Genomic DNA, 19,010 nt, shown 5'->3' on the forward strand with positions numbered 1-19,010 from the left:
GCCCGACGTGTCAAGCATCTGTACGGGCTGCCGGACGCCGACTCCTTTGCATGGGGTTGTTTTCGACATTTTGGCAGGTGTGAAGCTGCGTAGGGTGGGCAAAGGAGTAAAGCGACGTGCCCACCATCCGCGACGTGCTCGTGATGGTGGGCACGGCGCAAGCGCCTTTGCCCACCCTACGACCCTACGGCACCTTGCTTCCGTCTACATCTTCACCATGCGCTTGCCACGGTTCTCGCCGGCGAGCAGGCCGATCAGCGCCTGCGGCGTGTTCTCGATGCCCTCGATCACGTCCTCCTGCACCTTCAGTTTGCCCGAAGACACCCAGGCCTGCAGGTCGGCCAGCGCGGCGTCGCGCTGGTCCATGTAGTCCATCACGATGAAGCCCTGCATGACGAGCCGCTTCACCACGATCAGGCCGGGCACGCCGCGCGGACCGTGGGCGGAGGGGACGCCGTCATATTGCGAGATCGCGCCGCAGCAGGCGATGCGGCCGCGGTTGTTCATCTGCGCCAGACAGGCCTCCAGGACGTCGCCGCCGACATTGTCGAAATAGACGTCGATGCCCTTGGGCGCGGCCGCGCGCAGCGCCTTGTAGGTGGCGCCGTCCTTGTAGTCGACCGCGGCATCGAAGCCGAGCTCCGATGTCAGCCAGTGGCACTTGTCCTTGCCGCCGGCGATGCCGACCACGCGGCAGCCCTTGATCTTGGCGATCTGGCCGACGATCGAGCCGACCGAGCCGGCCGCGGCCGACACCACCACGGTCTCGCCCTCTTTGGGCTTGCCGACATGGAGCAGGCCGAAATAGGCGGTCAGCCCGGCAATGCCGTAGACGCTGAGCAGATGGGTCATCGGCTCGAGCTTCGGCATCTTCGCGAGATGCTTCGCCGGCACCGCGGCGTAGTCCTGCCAGCCGGTGTCGCCGAACACGATGTCGCCCGGCTTCAGGGCCGGATCCTTCGACGATACGACCTCGGCGATGCCGCCGCCGGCCATCACGGTGTTGGCCTCGACCGCGGCGCGATAAGTCGCTCCATGCATCCAGGCGCGGTTGGCGGCGTCGAGCGAGATGTAGTGCGTGCGCACCAGCGCCTCGCCGTCCTTCGGCTCCGGGATCGCGCCCTTGGTCAGACGGAAATGCTCAGGCCCGAGCTTGCCGGTCGGCTTCTCCACAAGCAGGATCTGGCGATTGACGGTGTCGTTCATTGGCGATGTCTCCCCCTCGCGTTGATCGCTAACGATGCAATTGACTGCGCCGCAGGCGCCTCATTGCACAGATTGTGCGCTGCATGAACGCTAGTCCGCGCGCTGGCATTCCACAACGGGAACATTCCGGCAAAGTCCCGCTCGGCGCGAAGCGTGTTGCATAGGTGCGTAAATCTGCCACACTTGCCCTTCGCTGGGAACTTACGGGGGTAAGAGAATGTCGAACAGGTTTACGCAGTACATCCTGATTGCGATGGTCCTAGGCATCGCGATGGGGACGATCATCTTCAACTATCTACCCGACAGTCGCGCCGAGATCGCAGGCGACGTCAATCTGATTGCAATGCTGTTCCTGCGCCTGATCAAGATGATCATCGCGCCGCTGGTGTTTGCGACCCTGGTCGGCGGCATCGCCCATATGGGATCGGGCGCCAAGCTCGGGCGCATCTTCGCCAAGACCATGGGCTGGTTCGTCTCCGCCTCCTTTATCTCGCTGCTGCTCGGCCTCGTAATGGTCAACCTGCTGCAGCCCGGCGCCAACTTCCCCGGCACGCTGCCCGACAAGGCGCAGTCGACCGGGCTGCCGGTGTCGGCCTTCTCGATCGAGAAATTCCTGACCCATCTGATCCCGACCTCGATCGCGGATGCGATGGCGCAGAACGAGATCCTGCAGATCGTGGTGTTTGCGGTGTTCTTCGCGGTGGCGCTCGGCGCCATGCCGGAACGTTCGAAGCCGATCATGAGCCTGATCGACGATCTCGCGCACATCATGCTCAAGGTCACCGGCTACGTGATGCTGTTCGCGCCGATCGCGGTGTGGGCGGCGATCACGGCGACCGTGGCCAAGAACGGCCTCGCCGTGCTGTGGAAGCTGATCGTCTTCATGGGCGGCTTCTATCTGTCGCTGATGATCCTGTGGGGCATCCTGGTCATCGTCGGATTCATCGTCATCGGGCCGCGTTACAGCCACCTGCTGCGGCTGATCCGCGAGCCGCTGATGATCGCGTTCTCGACCGCCTCCTCGGAGGCGGCCTATCCGAAGACGCTGGAGGGACTGAACAAGTTCGGCGCCTCCTCGCGGATCTCGGCCTTCGTGCTGCCGCTCGGTTACTCCTTCAACCTCGACGGCACGATGATGTACTGCACCTTCGCGAGCATCTTCATCGCGCAGACCTACCACATCGAAATGTCGCTCGGCACCCAGTTCGCGATGCTGGCGACGCTGATGATCACCTCGAAGGGCGTCGCCGGCGTGCCGCGCGCGTCGCTGGTGGTGATCGCCTCGACACTCGGGCAGTTCAACATCCCCGAGGCCGGCCTGTTGATGATCATGGGCATCGACACCTTCCTCGACATGGGCCGCAGCGCCACCAACGTGATCGGCAACTCGCTGGCGACCTCGGTGGTCGCGAAGTGGGAGGGCGAGCTGAAGGCCGAGCACGAACTCGGGCCCGATGACGCCGTGCCCTCGGATGCGGTTGCCGGTGACGCTGTGCCGGCACATTGACGGGAGGGATGCATGCATCGGATCCGCTGGGGGCGGATACGGGCTGAAGCCGGGGCGCTGTCGGCAGGTTTGCTGGCAGCGTGCCTGCTGGCGGCGCCGCTATCCGCGCAGACGGCCGGCGAGGGGCTGAGCCCCACGCTCGCCAACATCAAGGCCACGCATACGGTGCGGGTCGGCTACCGCGAAAGCTCGCCGCCGTTCTCGTTCCTCGACCATTCCAACCGGCCGATCGGCTACAGCCTCGAACTGTGCGATGCAATCGTCGAGGAGATCGGCGCCGAAGTCGACGACGCCAATCTCAAGATCGACTACGTCAAGGTCACGTCCGACGACCGCATTCCCGCTGTCGTCGACAAGAAGATCGATCTCGAATGCGGATCGACCACGGCCAACGCCGAGCGCGGCAAGCAGGTCGCGTTCTCGCCCTTGATGTTCGTCGCCGGCACCAAGCTGATGGTGCCGAAGGCCTCCGGCGTCGCGCAAGTTGCCGACCTCAAGGGCAAGACCGTGGTGGTCACCAAGGGCACCACCAACGAACAGGCGATGCACAATGTCGACGCCAAGCAACAGCTCGGCCTCAACATCGTGACCTCGCCCGATCACGAGCAGTCCTACCAGATGCTGGTCGACGGCAAGGCCGACGCGTTCGCGACCGACGACATCCTGCTCTATGGCCTGATCGCGCGGCACAAGTCGCAGGACAAATTCCGCGTCACCGGCGACTATCTGTCCTACGATCCCTACGGGATCATGTACCGCAAGGGCGAGCCGCAGATGAAGGACGTGGTCGAGCGCGCCTTCCGCAGGCTCGCCTCCAACCGCGACATCATCCCGCTCTACAACAAATGGTTCGTCGCCCGCCTGCCGACCGGCGAAAAGATGAACGTCGCGCTGTCGCCGCAGCTGGAAGAGGCATTCAAGGTGCTCGACGAGAACCAGTAGGCCGAGGACGAGCCGCAAACATAAATGTCGTCCCGGCGAAGGCCGGGACCCATAACCCCAAATGATGATTGTTGCGCAGCGCTGGGGCCGCAGCCGTCTTAACAACTGGATACTGTGGTCATGGATCCCGGCCTTCGCCGGGATGACGAGGTTGGGGCCGGGTTGCCCAGCCTACGCATCTTCCGCAAACACCTCATCCAGCGCGGCGAAGTAGATCGCCTCGACCACCTCAGGCGCGTGCCTGCCGAGCGCTTCCATCTTCACCCCGGAATTGACCTCGAGGATCCGCCAGCAGCCGTCGACCTCCACCACATCGATCGAGGCGAAGCGGATGCGCAGGGCCTGTGCGGCCCTGATCGCAAGCGCCGCGCCGAATTGCTCCATCTCCTCGCGCTTCAGCAGCACCGGCGCGGCGCCGGCATCGAGATTGTGCCGCCAGTTGATCTCGCGTCGTTCACCCGCGGGTGGAATCGCATCGAGTTCTGCGGGCGAGAAGTCGTCGCTGATGGTTTCGAGCTGCTCAGCGGATGCGGCCGCGTGCGCGAGCTCACGAAGCGAATGGATGCCGTCGCCGACCACAGACGGGCGCAGCTTGATGTAGCCGGCCAGCGCGCGGTCATCGAGCACGACGAAGCGCACCTCATGCTTGATCGCGACATAGGGCGAGATCGCAAGGCTGCGGTACTCCGCCAGCACGCGCTCGACCGCTGTCTCCAGCTGCACGCGCGCGGTGACGCGAAATACCAGCTCACCCGAGGTGCCTTCGTTCGGCTTGACGACGATACCGCGCGGATGCGCATCGAGCAGCCGCGCCATCGCATCGCGCGAGCCTGATCCCGGAATATGCGGGCTGTGCCGCGGGCCCAAAAACAGCGTATGCGGAATCGCGTCGACACCGGCCGACGCCAGCACCTCGGCGCAGGCCGACTTGTCGTTGGCGACCTGGTGCGCCACCGCGTTGTTCAGCCCGAGGTCGTAGCCGATCGCGAGCCGCCGCACGCCGCCACGCTGCATGATGACCAGCCAGCCGCCGGAACGCGGCTCGACGGCGATATCGCGCGCCAGACAATATTTTTTGATGGTTTCCAGGACAATTCGCTGACCGATCAGGACCACGAGAGCATTTTCCCTTCAGCGCGGTTCTCGCAGCAATTATTTGCCAGATCGGCCGCGATCTCAGCAAGTAAATTGCTCTCGTCATGGCGCGTTAACGATGTCGTCGCTGAACCTCACGGCGGATTCGAGCGACTGCCATTCTGAGATCGCAATTGCACGCCAGTTGATCTTGACTATCTCACACACAGGCGCAATGGAGACGCGAGATCCACAGTGATTTCGGGCACTTCTGCGCCGCCCCGGATCGCCTGAAAATCAAACCATTCTAAATCTTGTCAATCGAGAAAACGAAAACACATGAGCGCGTTCTATCGAGAGAAGGTTCTTTCCGTTCAGCACTGGACCGATACGCTTTTCAGCTTCCGAGCCACCCGCGATTCCGGTTTCCGCTTCCAGAACGGCCAGTTCGCCATGATCGGCCTCGAGGTCGAGGGACGGCCACTGCTGCGCGCCTATTCGATGGCGAGCGCCAATCATGAGGAAGAGCTCGAGTTCTTCTCGATCAAGGTGCAGGACGGCCCGCTCACCTCCAAGCTGCAGAAGATCCGCGAGGGCGACACCATCCTGGTCGGCCGCAAGGCCACCGGCACGCTGATCACCGACAATCTGATTCCGGGCAAGCGGCTGATGCTACTGTCGACCGGCACCGGCCTCGCGCCGTTCGCGAGCCTGATCAAGGACCCCGAGGTCTACGATCAGTACGAGCAGATCGTGCTGGTGCATGGCTGCCGCCAGGTCTCCGAGCTCGCCTATGGCGAGGAGCTGGTCGCCAAGCTGCGCGACGACGAATTGTTCGGCCCGCTGCTGTCCGAGAAGCTCTCGTATTATCCGACCGTGACTCGCGAGCCGTTCCGCAACCGCGGCCGCATCACCGACCTCATCACCTCCAACCAGCTCTTCGCCGACTTGCATCAGGGCCCGCTCGACATCGAAACCGACCGCATCATGATGTGCGGCAGCCCGGGGATGCTGGAAGAATTGAAGCAGCTGTTCGAAACCCGCGGATTTGCGGAAGGCAGCGGCAACAATCCCGGCCACTTCGTGATCGAGAAGGCGTTCGTCGAGCGCTGATCCTCTGTCGTCCCGGGCAAGCGAAACGCGACCCGGGACCCATAACCACCGTTGCTGATTTGACGAAGGCTGGGGCCCCATCAGGCTCCAGCCTTTTGCATTTGTGGTTATGGGTCCCGGCCTTCGCCGGGACGACGGCTGTGTCTGTGGCGTGCACCATTCCTCGCGCAGCCGCGCGATTGTTGACGTGCGCCCTTCCCCCTCTCCGTGAAGAAGGGGGCGAGCGAGCGCGGCGTCTCTCCGCGGCCCCTTCGTTGCACCGCAATAGGCGATTTTCGTTTCAGTTTGGCCGGATCTGCCGGCGCCACCCGCCCATCCGGGCGGTTGTCACATCCGTGACTGACCGGCGGATATAACGTGTAGCGCTTGCTCGCAAAGTTGGATTAGGCTTACGGCCCAACAAGATCGCCATGCCGATTGGCTGAGGGATTCCATGGAAACGATGCTGCTTCCGTTCTCGCCGCGCTTCATCGTGCTGACGATCTGCGCCGTGGTCACCGCGCTGCTGCTGCTGGTGGGAATTTTCGACCACAAGGTCTTCAATATCGTTCTGATCCCGCTGGTCATCTTCGGCGCGCTGACCTTGCTCGGCATCCGCGACCTGACCCAGAAGGGCCACGCGGTGCTGCGCAACTATCCGATCTCGGCGCATGTCCGCTTCCTGCTCGAGGAAATCCGCCCGGAGATGCGGCAGTACTTCTTCGAGAGCGAGAAGGACGGCATGCCGTTCTCCCGCGACACCCGCGCGGTGGTCTATCAGCGCGCCAAGATGGTGCTCGACAAGCGGCCGTTCGGCACCCAGGAGGACGTCTATCGCGAAGGCTATGAGTGGATGCACCATTCGGTGGCGCCGAAGCCGCATGCCGACGAGAAATTCCGCATCACCATCGGCGGCCCGGACTGCACCAAGCCGTATTCCGCCTCGGTGTTCAACATCTCGGCGATGAGCTTCGGCGCGCTGAGCCCGAACGCGGTGCGGGCGCTCAACGCCGGCGCCAAGAAGGGCGGCTTTGCTCATGACACCGGCGAGGGCGGCGTCAGCCCCTATCACCGCGAGATGGGCGGCGACATCATCTGGGAGGTCGGCTCCGGCTATTTCGGCTGCCGCAACCGCGACGGCACCTTCAACCCGGATGAATTCGCGCGCGTCTCGGCCGACGACCAGATCAAGATGGTCGAGCTCAAGATCAGCCAGGGCGCCAAGCCCGGTCATGGCGGTGTGCTGCCGGCCGCCAAGGTCTCCGAAGAGATCTCCAAGATCCGCGGCGTAGCGCTCGGCGAGGATTGCATCTCGCCGGCCTATCACAAGGCATTCTCGACCCCGCTGCAGATGATGGAATTCGTCGCCAATATGCGAAAACTGTCCGGCGGCAAACCGGCCGGCTTCAAGATGTGCATCGGCCATCCCTGGGAGTTTCTGGCGATCTGCAAGGCGATGAAGGAGAGCGGGCTGTATCCCGATTTCATCGTGGTCGACGGCAATGAGGGCGGCACGGGTGCTGCCCCGCTCGAATTCATGGACCATCTGGGCATGCCGATGCGCGAGGGCGTCAATTTCGTCCACAACGCGCTGGTCGGCATCGGCGCGCGCGACCGCATCAAGATCGGCGCGTCCGGCAAGATCGCGACCGCGTTCGACATGGCGCGGGCGATGGCGATTGGCGCCGACTGGTGCAATTCGGCGCGCGGCTTCATGTTCTCGCTCGGCTGCATCCAGTCGTTGAGCTGCCACACCGACCGCTGCCCGACCGGTGTCACCTCGCAGGACCCGTCGCGCAACCGCGCGCTGTTCGTGCCGGACAAGAAAGAGCGCGTCTACAACTACCACCATAACACGCTGCACGCGCTGACCGAGCTGCTCGCTGCCGCCGGCCTCGAGCACACCCAGGATCTGCGCCCGATCCACTTCTCGCAGCGGACCTCGACCACCGATGTTCGTACTTTCGCCCAGCTCTATCCGGCGCTGCGGCCCGGCGAGTTGCTCGAAGGCACGCAAGATCAGCGCTACCGCGACGCCTGGGCGATGGCCCGCGCGGATTCGTTCCAGCCGGCGGGCTAGGGCGGCTGCCGCAAACACGCCGTCGTCCCGGCGAAAGCCGGGACCCAACCACAGGACTTTGTGGTTGCACTCGCTGTGGCCCCAGCCAACTCTAACCACGCACAGCAGTGGTTATGGGTCCCGGCTTTCGCCGGGACGACGATGGGGAGATAGCACCGAACCATTTCGTCAGCGCCTCGGTCAGACCCGCCTGCGTTCGCTCGCCGACCCACGCCACATGGCCGTCAGGCCGCACCAGCACGGCGGTAGGAGCCGGCACAGTCCCGAGTGCAGGAAGCTCCCACCCGCCGTCGTATGCCGCATCGACCAACTGAACCCGATCTGCCCATCCGGTGATATCGACGCTGCCAGGCTCGCCAAAATTCAGCAGCACGGACTGCGCATGATACAGCAGATTGAAGATCTGCATCGCACCGTCAGCCGTGATCAGATCGAGGTCGGGCATGCGGCGGCCGAGCAGCGGATGGCCGTTACCGAGATCGTAATGCACATCAAGGCCCGACATCATCGCGGCTACGCGTCTGCGCGGCTCCTCCATGCGCAGCAGGTCGGACACGACGTCGTGCAACGCCCTGGTTCGTGCATCGGTACGGTTCAGCGCGACATGCGCCATCGTGTTGCGCAGCACGCGGGCTGCGATCGGATGCCGTTCGGCCTGATAGGTGTCGAGCAGGCTCTCAGGTGACGTCTGCTTGACCACCTGTGCCAGCTTCCAGCCCAGATTGACCGCATCCTGCACGCCGATATTGAGGCCCTGTCCGCCCATCGGCGGGTGGACATGGGCGGCGTCACCGGCCAGCAGCACGCGGCGATCGCGGTATGTAGTGGCCTGCCGGGTCATGTCGGTGAATCGCGAGATCCAGACCGGACTGTGGATGCCGAAATCAGTCCCGTACACCGCGATCAGGGCGTCGCTGACCTCGCGCAGGGTCGGCTCGTTGTTGCCGCCGAGCTGCCGCTCGGTCAACACGACCCGCACGCGCCCGCTGTCCTCCACCTTGCCGATCGCATAGGTGCCGCTGTCGTCCTGCCGTATGCCCCATTCCGGCTCTTGGGACATCTCAGCCTCGGCGTTCAGCCAGCTCTTGGTCGGGTCCCATCCGGCGAATGCGATGCCGGCCGATATCCGGATCACACTGCGTCCGCCATCGCAGCCGACGAGATATTGCGCGTGGAGCGGGCTTTCGTCCGACAGCGCGACGTCGACGCCGGTGTCGTCCTGGGTGAAGCCCGTCACCTCACGCCCGCGATAGACCGGAACCGCCAGTTCGTCGATCCATTCGCCGAGCATGCGCTCGGTATGAATCTGCCAGAGCCCAAGCGTGAAATTGCGCCGGGTCGGCAGGTCGGTGATATCGAGCGGAACCAGATGCGAATGGAACAGTACCGCCGGATGGCGCGTCCCCTGTGAAACGAAGCGCTCTCCGATGCCGCGCTGATCGAGCACCTCCATGGTGCGCGCATGCAGGCCTCCGGCCCGCGAGCCGGTGAGGTCAGGGCTGGCACGGCGCTCGACGATCGCAACATCGACCCCGCCGATCGCCAGCTCACCCGCCAGCATCAGCCCGGTCGGACCGCCGCCGACAATCACCACATCATGTTCCCGCATCCCGCGCTCCTCCGTTCGATGGGCGCGCGTTCTACGGGATGAGGTGGGGGTTGCGGCAAGCCGGGGGTGGCTACATATATCTGAGTGGGGAGAGGGGCGTGGCCCGTCGAACTATTCCAGCCGTCATTGCGAGGAGCGAAGCGACGAAGCAATCCATGCTTCAGCGCATGCGAAGCCATGGATTGCTTCGCTCCGCTCGCAATGACGGTTGAGAAAGCGTGGCCGTCGCTTCTTCCCTAACGGCGATGCGGCCTAAAACTCCCCGTGGACGCGGCCGGAGAAGATGTGCACCGGGCCGCGGTCGGCGTTGTAGGCGGGGTTGGTGATGAACTGGTAGTCCGCGGTCAGCGTCAGGTTCTTGTTCACCTGGTAGGCGTAGTAGGTCTCAAAGATCCGCTCCGGGCTGTAATTCAGCGCGCCGTCACCGATCAAGAGGCCGAGGCCGCCTGCGGCGAGGAAGTCGCGATGTGCGGTGGACAAGCCGTTGATCGCGCCGCCGATGCCGATCGTGTCGTTCGCCCGTCCCCACGAGCTGCCCTTGATCGACAGGCCTCCGGAGAGGCTGCGATCGACATCGGTGAAGGACAGGATCTCGTTCTGGCCGTCGTTCCAGGAGAACCGGCCGAACAGGCCGACGTCCTTCACGATCTGCTGCTCGCCGTTCAGGTAGAAGCCGTATTTCAGATTGTCCTTGCGGATCGATGCCATCACGTCGTTGATGTCGAGCGCGGGATTGGCGTCCTCGATCGCCAGCGCCTGGTTGTAATTGCCGGTGTTGCCGCGATTGCCGAAGATGCCGACGCGCAATTTGCCGGGCTGGTCGAAGATCGAATAGCGGCCCTCGAACTCGACCACTGCGCCGCCGGTCGAGAACACCAGCGTGTCGCTGTTCGGCTCGTTCGGCACCTGGAACACGCCGGCCCGCACTGCCCAGTCCTTGCGGTTGAGCTCGACCACGGCGCCGCGGGTATAGCCGGGCAGGTCGGCCGGGAAGTCGTAGGCGGCGGACGCCCACATCGCCCAGTTCATGAAATCGGCGCGCGGGTCCTTGGCGTAGGAATTGCCGTCGAAGAAATCGCCGACCGCGAAACGCCCGACCACCAGCGTGACGCGGTCGATGTCGCGCTTGCCGGATAGCTGGTTGGGCCCGTCGTCGACGTCTTCCTGCTCGCCGCCGAGCCCGAAGGTCTGCTTGAAATAATAGCGCTGCGGCCGGATCTTCGGAAACTCGGCGCCGGCCTTTTGCGCCTCGCCGTTCGAGAAGCCGGCGAGACCGAGCGTGCCGTTGAGGCCAAAGCCCTGCGCGGTCTCCGGATTGAAGTAGAACTCACCGCCCTCCCACAGCCGCACGCCGAGGAATGCGGTGGTGGTCCAGGTCTGCTGCACCTGGCCGGGCCCCGGCAGGCTGTTGGTGCCGGTGTAAGGTGCGCGGAACGACGGGTAGCCTTGCCCGATCAGCGTGGTCTGTGCGTGCACGCTCCAGTCGTCGGACTTCGGCGGCGCTGCGGCCTGCGTCGGCGCCGCCGACCACGGCGAATCCCCGAACTGATAGTTGAGGCCGAACTTGAGCAGCTGCAGTCGCGGCTCGATGGTGACGCCGGGCATGCCGAAATCGGCAAGGCCCATCGTCCGTCGCGACAGGTCGATATAGTCGTATTCGAGCTTGGCGGTCCAGTTGCCGCCGACCGCGAATTCCGCGCCGCCGCCGACGGTCCAGCCGGTCTGGTACTGGCCGGGCTCGCTGACCACCGTGCCGGTGGGGTCGTTGATCCTGACGGTGCTGTGCCCCCAGGCGAAGCCGCCGGTGACATAGGGCATCCAGTTGCCGAAGGCATAGCCGATGCGGCCCCGCGCCGTGCCGACATAGTCGATCGTCGAATTGTAGGGCGCCAGCACCCGCCGCGGCAGGTCGACCGGACCGGTGAAGGTCGCGTCGGCTTCGACGCCGAGCACGAAGCGGTTGGCGAACTGGCGGTTGTATCCGGCCTGGAAGCCGCCGATCCCGCCAGTGATCGTCGGCGGGAAGAACACGCCCTGCTCGGGAAGCGGGTTAGTGCCGGGACCGAGGCTGCCGTCGCCGTAGCCGACATGGGCGCCGACGTAAAAGCCGGTCCAGTTGTAGACGGCGTCGCGCACCGGCGATTTGACGGCCAGGTCGGCCGCCGATGCCGGCGTGCCGAAAGCGGCCGCGCCGAGCGCAGCGCCGGCGGCGAAATGGACCCGGATGAGGCGGACGCAGGTCATGACGCGGCGTGGTTCGGCGGAGTTGCCAAGCATCACTGCAGATTTGGCGGCCGCTGGCCACCCGAGATTTGAAGTCATCGCCCGCCGTCCCCGATCCGATCTGCGCTTTTGGTTCCAAACTCAGATCAGCCCCCTACCATCCCCCAACTCTTATTGCAAATAATTCGCAATAGCAACTGAGGACCGTCGATTACCTCTCCGATTCCCATGCCATTATGACAGCCATGCAACAGCGCGAGGCGGGGGCCTGTTCGGCTGCGTCCTCGCCGCCGCCGGGCGCGGCGAAGGACGCGAGGCGCGTTGATGCGCGCGGGTCTGCGCTGCCGTGAGCAGCAGATGTCGGGTTGCTTGAACGTCCCGTTGCGGCACCGGACCGGCGCGCAACGGGGGCAACCAGATCTTCGCCCATGTCGGGCCTCCGTTATGCTGCGCGTCGCTGGTGATCGCGATCACCGGTGGGATCGTCGAACGTCCAGCGGCATTCCAGGCGGCCGCGGACCAGGATCCAGTGACAGACCGGGGCCGGCCGCCGGCGGCGGCGAACGCCCGGCTGGTTATCGTTGCAATGAATCGCCGTCGGCGGCGCCAGGCGCAGCCGCTCGAACGGCCAGAATTTTGCGAGCTTTTCGAACATCGCTCACCTCCACTTCCGCTGGTCGCGCGGCAGGCCGGTGAGGATCGGGCGGGTCAGCCGGGCGGCGACCGCCTGTCCACGCAGCGGGAGCTTGCGCGATCAGTCTTGTTGTGTTGCGGCGAAATTAGTCCCGGCATCGCCGGTCTACTGTCGCCTGAGTTGCTACTGCCCATGTGCCTTCTGTGCTGGCTCGTGGTCCGATGATGTCAGGGGATCACCCCCGATGCGGAACGCTTGTTCCGATAAGCGGGCACTACGCCCGGCGCAAAAGCCTGTCAAGCCGAAAGTGCTATCCTCCAGGGAGGATCGTCTCTATCCTCCCCGGAGGATAGGAGATCCACATGACCGACGACCACCCGCACGCCGCGATCGCCCGCCGCCTGAAGCGCGCCGGCGGCCACCTCGAGACCATCGTCGAGATGATCGAAGCGGGCCGCCCCTGCGTTCAGATCGCCCAGCAATTGCAGGCCGTGGAGAGCGCGATCGAGAGCGCCAAGAAGGCGCTGATCCATGACCATATCGGCCACAGCCTCGAGGCCACGCTGGACGCCTCCGCCCCAAAGCGCCGTGCCGTGCTGCGCGATTTCAGGCTGATCGCAAAATATCTGTAATCGCGCAGGCTATTTCGCCGGCCAGCGCGGCGTAGTCGCCAGCGCGCCGAGGTCGAATCTGTCGACATCCGCGAGCAGCTCGCATAACGCCCGCGCGCCGTGGTCGAGCAGCGCCGCGCCCTTCGCGGCCGAAGCCCTGGTCGCATCGCCGATCGCGCCGCTTGGATGCAGGTCCTGTGCCTGCCAGGCGAACGGGGCCGGCCGCTGCGTCGACAGATGGCGGTGATCCTTCTCGATTCTGACGCTGGCAGGCTTGAAATCCGCGATCGCATCCATCCGGACGGCTTGCGGATATTTCGCCAGCATGATCGAGGTCTCGACCGCGCCGCCATGGATGCCGTGGCGCAATTCGTCCGTGTCGAATAATCCATCCGGCGCGCCGAACCGCGACCAGCTCGTGGTCACCACCAGCATGCCGTGCTGCGCGCGCAGATCCTGCGCCACCAGCGACATCGCGGCCGAATTGCCGCCGTGGCTCGTCACCATCACCAGCTTCCTGACGCCGGCGCGCGCCACGCTCGCCCCGAGCGCCGTCCAGCTGTCCAGCGCGACCGCGTTCGGCAAGGTCAGCGTGCCCGGAAAATCGATGTGCTCGGTCGAGATGCCGACCGGCTGAAGCGGCAGGAAGGTCGCGGGGATATCGGTGGCGAGAAGCTCGCGCACCCGCGCCAGATAGGCCTCGCCGATCATGACGTCGGTTCCAAGCGGCAGATGCGGCCCGTGCTGCTCGGTCGCGGCCAGCGGCAGCACTGCGATCCAGCGCGCAGGCGTGCTGCGTTCGATGTCGGGCCAGTGGATCGCGGTCCAGTCGCGGGGCGGAAGTTTTGAACTCATCGAGCCGGGCGTTTCATTGCAGGTGTTTCATGGCAGGCGTTTCAATGGATGGATTTGCGGGGTAGCCTGTTCATCCCGATCGGGGGTATGAACCAATGCCATTCGGGGGCGTTTCCCGCGTCCCCCGGCGCGGTCCATCGCCTCCGCCTGCCATCATGGGCCAGAATGATCGACGGAGTCCAACCATGAAGCCGGCCTTTTTGTCGCGAGCGTTAACCACGGGCCTGTCCGCCGTCGTGTTGTCCGCGCTGGCGGCCCTTGCCCCGGCCTGCGGGCAGACCCTGGACAAAGTCTCGTTCGGCACCAACTGGGTTGCCGAGGGCGAGCACGGCGGGTTCTTCCAGGCGGTCGCCGACGGCACCTACCAGAAATACGGCCTCGACGTCACCATCGTGCCCGGCGGGCCCAACGCGAACAACCGCGTGCTGCTGATCGCGGGCAAGCTTGACTTCTTCATGAGCGCGAACTCGCTGCAGACCTTCGATGCCGTCACCAACAACGTGCCGCTGGTCGCGGTCGCCGCCATGTTCCAGAAGGACCCGCAGGTCTTCCTGACCCATCCCGAGATCAAGCTGACCAAAATCGAGGATCTCAAGCCGCTGACGCTTTTGATCTCGAAGGAGGGCATCACCAGCTACTTCCAGTGGCTGAAATCCGAATACGGTTTCGACGAGAGCAGGGTGAAGCCCTACACTTTCAACCCGCAGCCCTTCATCGTGGACAAGCAGACCGCGATGCAGGGCTATGTGACGTCAGAGCCTTATGCGGTGGAGAAGGCCGCCGGCTTCAAGCCGAACGTGCTGCTGCTCGCCGATTACGGCTTCAACTCCTATTCGACCCTGATCGAGACCCGCCGCGACCTCGTCGACAAGAAGCCGGACCTGGTGCAGCGCTTCGTCGATGCCTCGATCGTCGGTTGGTACCACTACGTCTACGGCGACAACTCCGCCGGCAATGCGATGATCAAGAAGCTCAACCCTGAAATGACCGACGAAGTGCTGGCCTATTGCGTCGCCAAGATGCGCGAATACGGCATCGTCGATTCCGGCGATTCCCTCAAGAACGGCATCGGCGCCATGACCGACGAACGGATGGCGAGCTTCTTCGACAAGATGGTGCGATCGGGCGTGGTCAAGAGCACCATCGACTATCGCCAGGGCTACACGCTGCGCTTCATCAACAAAGCCGTCGGCGTCGAGCTTCGGCCGAAGAATTGACGGTCGGACGCGCGTGATGGTGGAGCCCGTATTGCCCGATACCGATGCCGGCGCATCCGGCATGGCGGTACGCTTGCGCGGGGTCACGAAGATCTATGACACCGGCGTGACGGCGCTCGGGCCGCTCGATCTCGACGTCGGCAGCGGCGAGTTCGTCTCGCTGCTCGGTCCCTCCGGCTGCGGCAAATCCACCGCGCTGCGGCTGATCGCCGGGCTCTCGGCGCCGAGCGCGGGCACGGTCGAACTCTCGCGTTACGGCACTGCGCGCCGCGGCAGCCACAGGATCGGCTTCGTGTTTCAGGAGCCGACCTTGATGCCCTGGGCGACCGTGCGGGACAATGTCCGTCTGCCGTTCCGCCTCGCGCAGACGGCGCGGGCCGATGCCGAGGCGCGCATCGACGACGCGCTCGAGCAGGTCGGGCTCGCCGATTTCGCGGCCGCCTATCCGCGCGAATTGTCCGGCGGCATGAAGATGCGGGTGTCGCTGGCGCGCGCGCTGGTCACCGATCCCGACATCCTCTTGATGGACGAGCCGTTCGCCGCGCTCGACGAGATCACGCGCTTCCGTCTCAACAACGATCTGTTGTCGCTGTGGCGCAATCTGCACAAGACCGTCATCTTCGTGACGCATTCGGTGTTCGAGTCGGTCTATCTCTCGCAACGCGTGATCGTGATGACGGCGCGTCCCGGCCGCATCGGCGCCGAGTTTCGCATCACCTCACAGGAGCCGCGCGGCGAGGCGTTCCGCACCTCCGCCGAATACGCCGCGTTCTGCCGCGAGGTCTCGGCCGCGCTGGCGCCGTCCTATGCAGGGCAGGCGGGCGCATGAGGTCTCCGCAGGATATTGTCCGCTGGCTCGCTCCAGTCGCGGTGTTCGCCATCGGCCTCCTCGTCTGGGAAGCGATCGTCCGCATCTACGGCATCCAGCCCTACGTGCTGCCAAGCCCGCTGCTCGTCGTCAAAACCTTGATCAGCGACTGGCCGGTGCTGTCGCAATCGCTCGGCGTCACGCTGCTCACCACGCTCGAAGGATTCGTTGCGGCCGCGATCGGCGGCGTCGCGCTGGCGCTGTTGTTCAATCAGTCGAAATGGCTGGAATATTCACTGTTCCCCTATGCCGTGGTCCTGCAGGTCACGCCCGTGATCGCGATCGCGCCGTTGCTCCTGATCTATCTGCAGCAGCAGACCGCGGTGATCGTCTGCGCGTGGATCGTGGCGTTCTTCCCGGTGCTGTCGAACACCACGCTCGGGCTGAACTCGGTCGATCGCAACCTCACCGGATTGTTTCAGCTTTATGGCGCTTCGAAGCTGCAGACGCTGCTGTTCCTGAAACTGCCCGCCGCGCTGCCCTATATCCTGGGCGGCCTGCGCATCGCCGGCGGGCTGTCGCTGATCGGCGCCGTGGTCGCGGAGATCGCGGCGGGCAGCGCCGGCGCCGGTTCGGGGCTCGCCTTCCGCATCGCCGAGTCCGGTTACCGGCTGAATATTCCACGCATGTTTGCCGCCCTGCTGCTGCTGTCGCTGGCCGGGATTGTCATCTATGGGTTGCTGGCGCTAATTTCGCATCTGTTGTTGCGGCGCTGGCATGAGAGCGCGCTAGGAAAGGAAAGCTGAATGGCCCCGATGTCTTCCGAGAAGATCGATCTGTTGATCTATGGACCTGTCAGGCCAATCCTCGAAAACGGCTTTTCCGATCAATACGTGCTGCACAAGGCCGAAAGCCGCGGCGACCTCGAGCGGCTGACGGCGGAAACCAAGGCCAGGATCCGCGCCATTGCCGTCACCTACCACACCATGGCGACCGACAAGACCGCGCTGGCGATGTTTCCGAAGCTCGAGATCGTCGGTAGCTTCGGCGTCGGTTACGACCACATCGATTCCCACCATGCGCGCGATCACAATATCGTGGTGACCAACACGCCCGACGTGCTGACCGAGGAGGTCGCCGACGTCGCGATGGGCCTCTTGATCGCGACCTTGCGCGAATTCGTCAAGGCCGATCGCTACGTGCGCTCCGGCCTGTGGCAGACGCAAAACTATCCGCTCAGCGTCGGTTCGCTGCGCGACCGCAAGATCGGCATCGTCGGCATGGGCCGGATCGGCCAGGCGATCGGCCGAAGGCTCGAAGCCTCGCGCGTGCCGGTGTCGTATCACTCGCGCAACCCGTCCAAGGACGTCGCTTACAAGCACTATCCCGACCTGCTCGAGATGGCGAAGGCCGTCGATACGCTGATCGTGATCGTGCCCGGCGGCGCCTCGACATCGAAGATGATCAACGCCGACGTGTTGAAGGCGCTCGGACCCCGCGGCGTGCTGATCAATGTCGCCCGTGGCTCCGTGGTCGACGAGCCGGCGCTGGTCGCCGCGCTGAAATCCGGCACCATCCTCGCCGCCGGCCTCGACGTATTCGCGGCCGAGCCCAACGTGCCGGACGAGATGAAGGCGATGCAGAACGTCGTGCTGCTGCCGCATATCGGCTCGGCCTCGGTGGTGACGCGCAACGCGATGGACCAGCTCGTGGTCGACAACATCAAGCACTGGTTCGCCGGCAAGCCGCCGTTGACGCCGGTGGCCGAGACGCCGGTGAAGGCGCGCTGATGTCGTCGTCCCGCTGCAACGTCGTGTTGCTTGTGCTGCTCGCCGGCCTCGCGCCGGCAGCGGCGCAGGACGTCAAGACGTTGCAGCAGGACATGATCGGGCAGTGGGAGCTCGCCACCACCGACCGCAGCAAGACCTGCGTCGTCACGATGAAGAGCGATGCCACGCCGCAAGGCTTCAAGCTCGAGCTCGAGCCGGCCTGTGCGGCGGCGCTGCCCTTCACCAAGGACATCGCGGCCTGGAGCATCAAGGGCCTCGGCGACATCGTGCGTTTGCAGAGCGCGGCCGGCGAATCCGTGATCGATTTCACCGAGGTCGAGACCGGCATCTTCGAGGGCCTGCGCACCAATGAGGGTGTCTACATCCTGCAGAACCTCGCCGCGGCGCGTTCGCTCGCCAAATCGATGGACCAGATGATCGGCGACTGGTCGATGGTCCGCGGCAACGGCCAGCCGATCTGCGGCCTAGTGCTGACCAATACCGACGCCGGCAACGACAATTTCCAGGTGTTCCTGAAAGGCAAATGCGATCCTGCGGTCGCAGCCTTCAATCCGACCGTGTGGCGGCTCGATCACGGCCAGATCATCCTGATGTCGGCCAAGGGCGAGAGCTGGCAGTTCGAGGCCGACGACAACGCGCAGTGGCGCCGCGTGCCCGACAGCGCCGACCCGCTGATCATGTTGCGCGAGCAGTAAGGGACGCGCCTCTTCACCTCCCCTTGAAAAGGGGAGGTCGCTTTGCTCGCCAGAGCAAAGCGGGTGGGGATTTGCTCTCTCCGCATAGAGCATCGCCGTGGCTGACCCCCATCCCGACCTTCCCCCTTTCAGGGGGAAGGAGAACGCAGATCCGGGTTACGATGGCCAACATGGTGTCCGAAAATAATTCCCGCGCCGCTGTCGATCCGGCGCGCCATGGATCGTCGTCTCCCATAGCGGGCCGATTTCGCCGCCGTCCGCCGCCAACAGGAGCAATTTCATGCGCTTTATGTCGATCGTCACTTCGCCCCAGCCGCCCGCCCAGCCGACCCCGGGGCTATTGGAGGCCATGCACAAGCTCGCCGACCGCGAGATCAAGTCCGGCCGCATGATCGACAATGCCGGCCTGATGCCGCTCGCGACCGGCGCGCAGGTCCGCCTGGTCGATGGCAAGCTCAGCGTCGTCGACGGCCCCTTCGTCGAGGCCAAGGAAGTGGTCGGCGGCTACGCGATCTTCGAGCTCGGCAGCAAGGAGGAGGCGCTGGCGCTGGCGGTCGAGTTCATGCAGCTGCACAAGGATCACATGCCGGGCTGGGAAGGCACCTGCGAGGTCCGTGCCTTTGCCGGCTTCGCCGGGCGGCAGTGCGGCGGTTAAAGAGGAGGTTGC

Annotated in this window: 17 protein-coding genes; 11 read left to right on the plus strand and 6 right to left on the minus strand. The window is 64.5% G+C overall.

Annotated elements, in window-relative coordinates; genetic code table 11:
- Positions 1-204: 204 nt before the first annotated feature.
- The gene (locus IC762_RS03775) at positions 205-1,206 is read right to left on the minus strand and encodes an NADP-dependent oxidoreductase (protein WP_195787318.1); all 1,002 of its coding nucleotides are present in this window, start codon (positions 1,204-1,206) and stop codon (positions 205-207) included.
- Between the two features lie 217 nt (positions 1,207-1,423).
- On the opposite strand from IC762_RS03775, the gene IC762_RS03780 reads away from it, so the two are divergent.
- Together IC762_RS03780 and IC762_RS03785 are read left to right on the plus strand one after the other, a co-directional pair.
- On the plus strand, positions 1,424-2,713 hold the full coding sequence (locus IC762_RS03780) for a dicarboxylate/amino acid:cation symporter (protein ID WP_195787319.1): 1,290 nt from the start codon (positions 1,424-1,426) through the stop codon (positions 2,711-2,713).
- A gap of 12 nt (positions 2,714-2,725) precedes the next feature.
- Positions 2,726-3,655, plus strand: coding sequence for an amino acid ABC transporter substrate-binding protein (locus IC762_RS03785; protein ID WP_195787320.1), 930 nt, complete (start codon positions 2,726-2,728; stop codon positions 3,653-3,655).
- Between the two features lie 171 nt (positions 3,656-3,826).
- Here IC762_RS03785 and IC762_RS03790 read toward each other — a convergent pair whose 3' ends face one another.
- The gene (locus IC762_RS03790; RefSeq protein ID WP_195787321.1) at positions 3,827-4,771 is read right to left on the minus strand and encodes an ATP-grasp domain-containing protein; all 945 of its coding nucleotides are present in this window, start codon (positions 4,769-4,771) and stop codon (positions 3,827-3,829) included.
- Between the two features lie 297 nt (positions 4,772-5,068).
- Between IC762_RS03790 and IC762_RS03795 the strand changes: the two genes are divergently transcribed.
- Positions 5,069-5,842: a ferredoxin--NADP reductase gene (locus tag IC762_RS03795; protein ID WP_195787322.1), complete on the plus strand. Its 774-nt coding sequence runs from the start codon at positions 5,069-5,071 to the stop codon at positions 5,840-5,842.
- 433 nt (positions 5,843-6,275) lie between these two features.
- A complete protein-coding gene (locus tag IC762_RS03800; RefSeq protein WP_195787323.1) occupies positions 6,276-7,901 on the plus strand; it encodes an FMN-binding glutamate synthase family protein in 1,626 nt (541 codons plus the stop codon).
- A gap of 91 nt (positions 7,902-7,992) precedes the next feature.
- Here IC762_RS03800 and IC762_RS03805 read toward each other — a convergent pair whose 3' ends face one another.
- The 3 genes from IC762_RS03805 to IC762_RS03815 all read right to left on the minus strand — a co-directional run bounded on the left by IC762_RS03805 (position 7,993) and on the right by IC762_RS03815 (position 12,388).
- Positions 7,993-9,510, minus strand: a complete 1,518-nt coding sequence (locus IC762_RS03805; RefSeq protein WP_195787324.1) for an FAD-dependent monooxygenase — start codon at positions 9,508-9,510, stop codon at positions 7,993-7,995.
- 252 nt (positions 9,511-9,762) lie between these two features.
- Positions 9,763-11,754, minus strand: coding sequence for a carbohydrate porin (locus tag IC762_RS03810; RefSeq protein WP_195789980.1), 1,992 nt, complete (start codon positions 11,752-11,754; stop codon positions 9,763-9,765).
- Between the two features lie 421 nt (positions 11,755-12,175).
- A complete protein-coding gene (locus tag IC762_RS03815) occupies positions 12,176-12,388 on the minus strand; it encodes a hypothetical protein (protein ID WP_195787325.1) in 213 nt (70 codons plus the stop codon).
- Between the two features lie 341 nt (positions 12,389-12,729).
- Between IC762_RS03815 and IC762_RS03820 the strand changes: the two genes are divergently transcribed.
- On the plus strand, positions 12,730-12,999 hold the full coding sequence (locus IC762_RS03820) for a metal-sensing transcriptional repressor (RefSeq protein WP_195787326.1): 270 nt from the start codon (positions 12,730-12,732) through the stop codon (positions 12,997-12,999).
- A gap of 9 nt (positions 13,000-13,008) precedes the next feature.
- Here the strand turns inward: IC762_RS03820 and IC762_RS03825 are convergent, their stop codons facing one another.
- A complete protein-coding gene (locus tag IC762_RS03825; RefSeq protein WP_195787327.1) occupies positions 13,009-13,833 on the minus strand; it encodes a creatininase family protein in 825 nt (274 codons plus the stop codon).
- Between the two features lie 185 nt (positions 13,834-14,018).
- On the opposite strand from IC762_RS03825, the gene IC762_RS03830 reads away from it, so the two are divergent.
- From IC762_RS03830 to IC762_RS03855, 6 genes are all read left to right on the plus strand, one after another.
- Positions 14,019-15,050 carry an ABC transporter substrate-binding protein gene (locus tag IC762_RS03830; RefSeq protein ID WP_195787328.1) on the plus strand — a complete coding sequence of 344 codons (1,032 nt, stop codon included), beginning with the start codon at positions 14,019-14,021 and terminating at the stop codon, positions 15,048-15,050.
- 16 nt (positions 15,051-15,066) lie between these two features.
- Positions 15,067-15,879 (plus strand): ABC transporter ATP-binding protein, encoded by an 813-nt coding sequence (locus IC762_RS03835; protein ID WP_195787329.1) that lies wholly within the window; start codon positions 15,067-15,069, stop codon positions 15,877-15,879.
- A complete protein-coding gene (locus IC762_RS03840; protein WP_195787330.1) occupies positions 15,876-16,664 on the plus strand; it encodes an ABC transporter permease in 789 nt (262 codons plus the stop codon). The genes IC762_RS03835 and IC762_RS03840 overlap by 4 nt, the downstream gene beginning before the upstream one ends.
- Positions 16,665-17,648: a 2-hydroxyacid dehydrogenase gene (locus IC762_RS03845; protein ID WP_195787331.1), complete on the plus strand. Its 984-nt coding sequence runs from the start codon at positions 16,665-16,667 to the stop codon at positions 17,646-17,648.
- On the plus strand, positions 17,648-18,343 hold the full coding sequence (locus tag IC762_RS03850; RefSeq protein WP_195787332.1) for an AprI/Inh family metalloprotease inhibitor: 696 nt from the start codon (positions 17,648-17,650) through the stop codon (positions 18,341-18,343). Before IC762_RS03845 ends, IC762_RS03850 begins: the two co-directional genes overlap by 1 nt.
- Positions 18,344-18,623: 280 nt before the next feature.
- Positions 18,624-18,998, plus strand: a complete 375-nt coding sequence (locus IC762_RS03855) for a YciI family protein (RefSeq protein WP_195787333.1) — start codon at positions 18,624-18,626, stop codon at positions 18,996-18,998.
- Positions 18,999-19,010: the final 12 nt, after the last annotated feature.

Source organism: Bradyrhizobium genosp. L, assembly GCF_015624485.1.
Classification (GTDB): domain Bacteria; phylum Pseudomonadota; class Alphaproteobacteria; order Rhizobiales; family Xanthobacteraceae; genus Bradyrhizobium.

Coding starts and splice junctions, on each gene's coding strand:
- IC762_RS03835 (WP_195787329.1), top strand. CDS start 15,067: ATGGTGGAGCCCGTATTGCCCGATACCGATGCCGGCGCATCCGGCATG.
- IC762_RS03825 (WP_195787327.1), bottom strand. CDS start 13,833: ATGAGTTCAAAACTTCCGCCCCGCGACTGGACCGCGATCCACTGGCCC.
- IC762_RS03840 (WP_195787330.1), top strand. CDS start 15,876: ATGAGGTCTCCGCAGGATATTGTCCGCTGGCTCGCTCCAGTCGCGGTG.
- IC762_RS03775 (WP_195787318.1), bottom strand. CDS start 1,206: ATGAACGACACCGTCAATCGCCAGATCCTGCTTGTGGAGAAGCCGACC.
- IC762_RS03820 (WP_195787326.1), top strand. CDS start 12,730: ATGACCGACGACCACCCGCACGCCGCGATCGCCCGCCGCCTGAAGCGC.
- IC762_RS03785 (WP_195787320.1), top strand. CDS start 2,726: ATGCATCGGATCCGCTGGGGGCGGATACGGGCTGAAGCCGGGGCGCTG.
- IC762_RS03850 (WP_195787332.1), top strand. CDS start 17,648: ATGTCGTCGTCCCGCTGCAACGTCGTGTTGCTTGTGCTGCTCGCCGGC.
- IC762_RS03830 (WP_195787328.1), top strand. CDS start 14,019: ATGAAGCCGGCCTTTTTGTCGCGAGCGTTAACCACGGGCCTGTCCGCC.
- IC762_RS03780 (WP_195787319.1), top strand. CDS start 1,424: ATGTCGAACAGGTTTACGCAGTACATCCTGATTGCGATGGTCCTAGGC.
- IC762_RS03805 (WP_195787324.1), bottom strand. CDS start 9,510: ATGCGGGAACATGATGTGGTGATTGTCGGCGGCGGTCCGACCGGGCTG.
- IC762_RS03845 (WP_195787331.1), top strand. CDS start 16,665: ATGGCCCCGATGTCTTCCGAGAAGATCGATCTGTTGATCTATGGACCT.
- IC762_RS03855 (WP_195787333.1), top strand. CDS start 18,624: ATGCGCTTTATGTCGATCGTCACTTCGCCCCAGCCGCCCGCCCAGCCG.
- IC762_RS03810 (WP_195789980.1), bottom strand. CDS start 11,754: ATGACCTGCGTCCGCCTCATCCGGGTCCATTTCGCCGCCGGCGCTGCG.
- IC762_RS03815 (WP_195787325.1), bottom strand. CDS start 12,388: ATGTTCGAAAAGCTCGCAAAATTCTGGCCGTTCGAGCGGCTGCGCCTG.
- IC762_RS03800 (WP_195787323.1), top strand. CDS start 6,276: ATGGAAACGATGCTGCTTCCGTTCTCGCCGCGCTTCATCGTGCTGACG.
- IC762_RS03795 (WP_195787322.1), top strand. CDS start 5,069: ATGAGCGCGTTCTATCGAGAGAAGGTTCTTTCCGTTCAGCACTGGACC.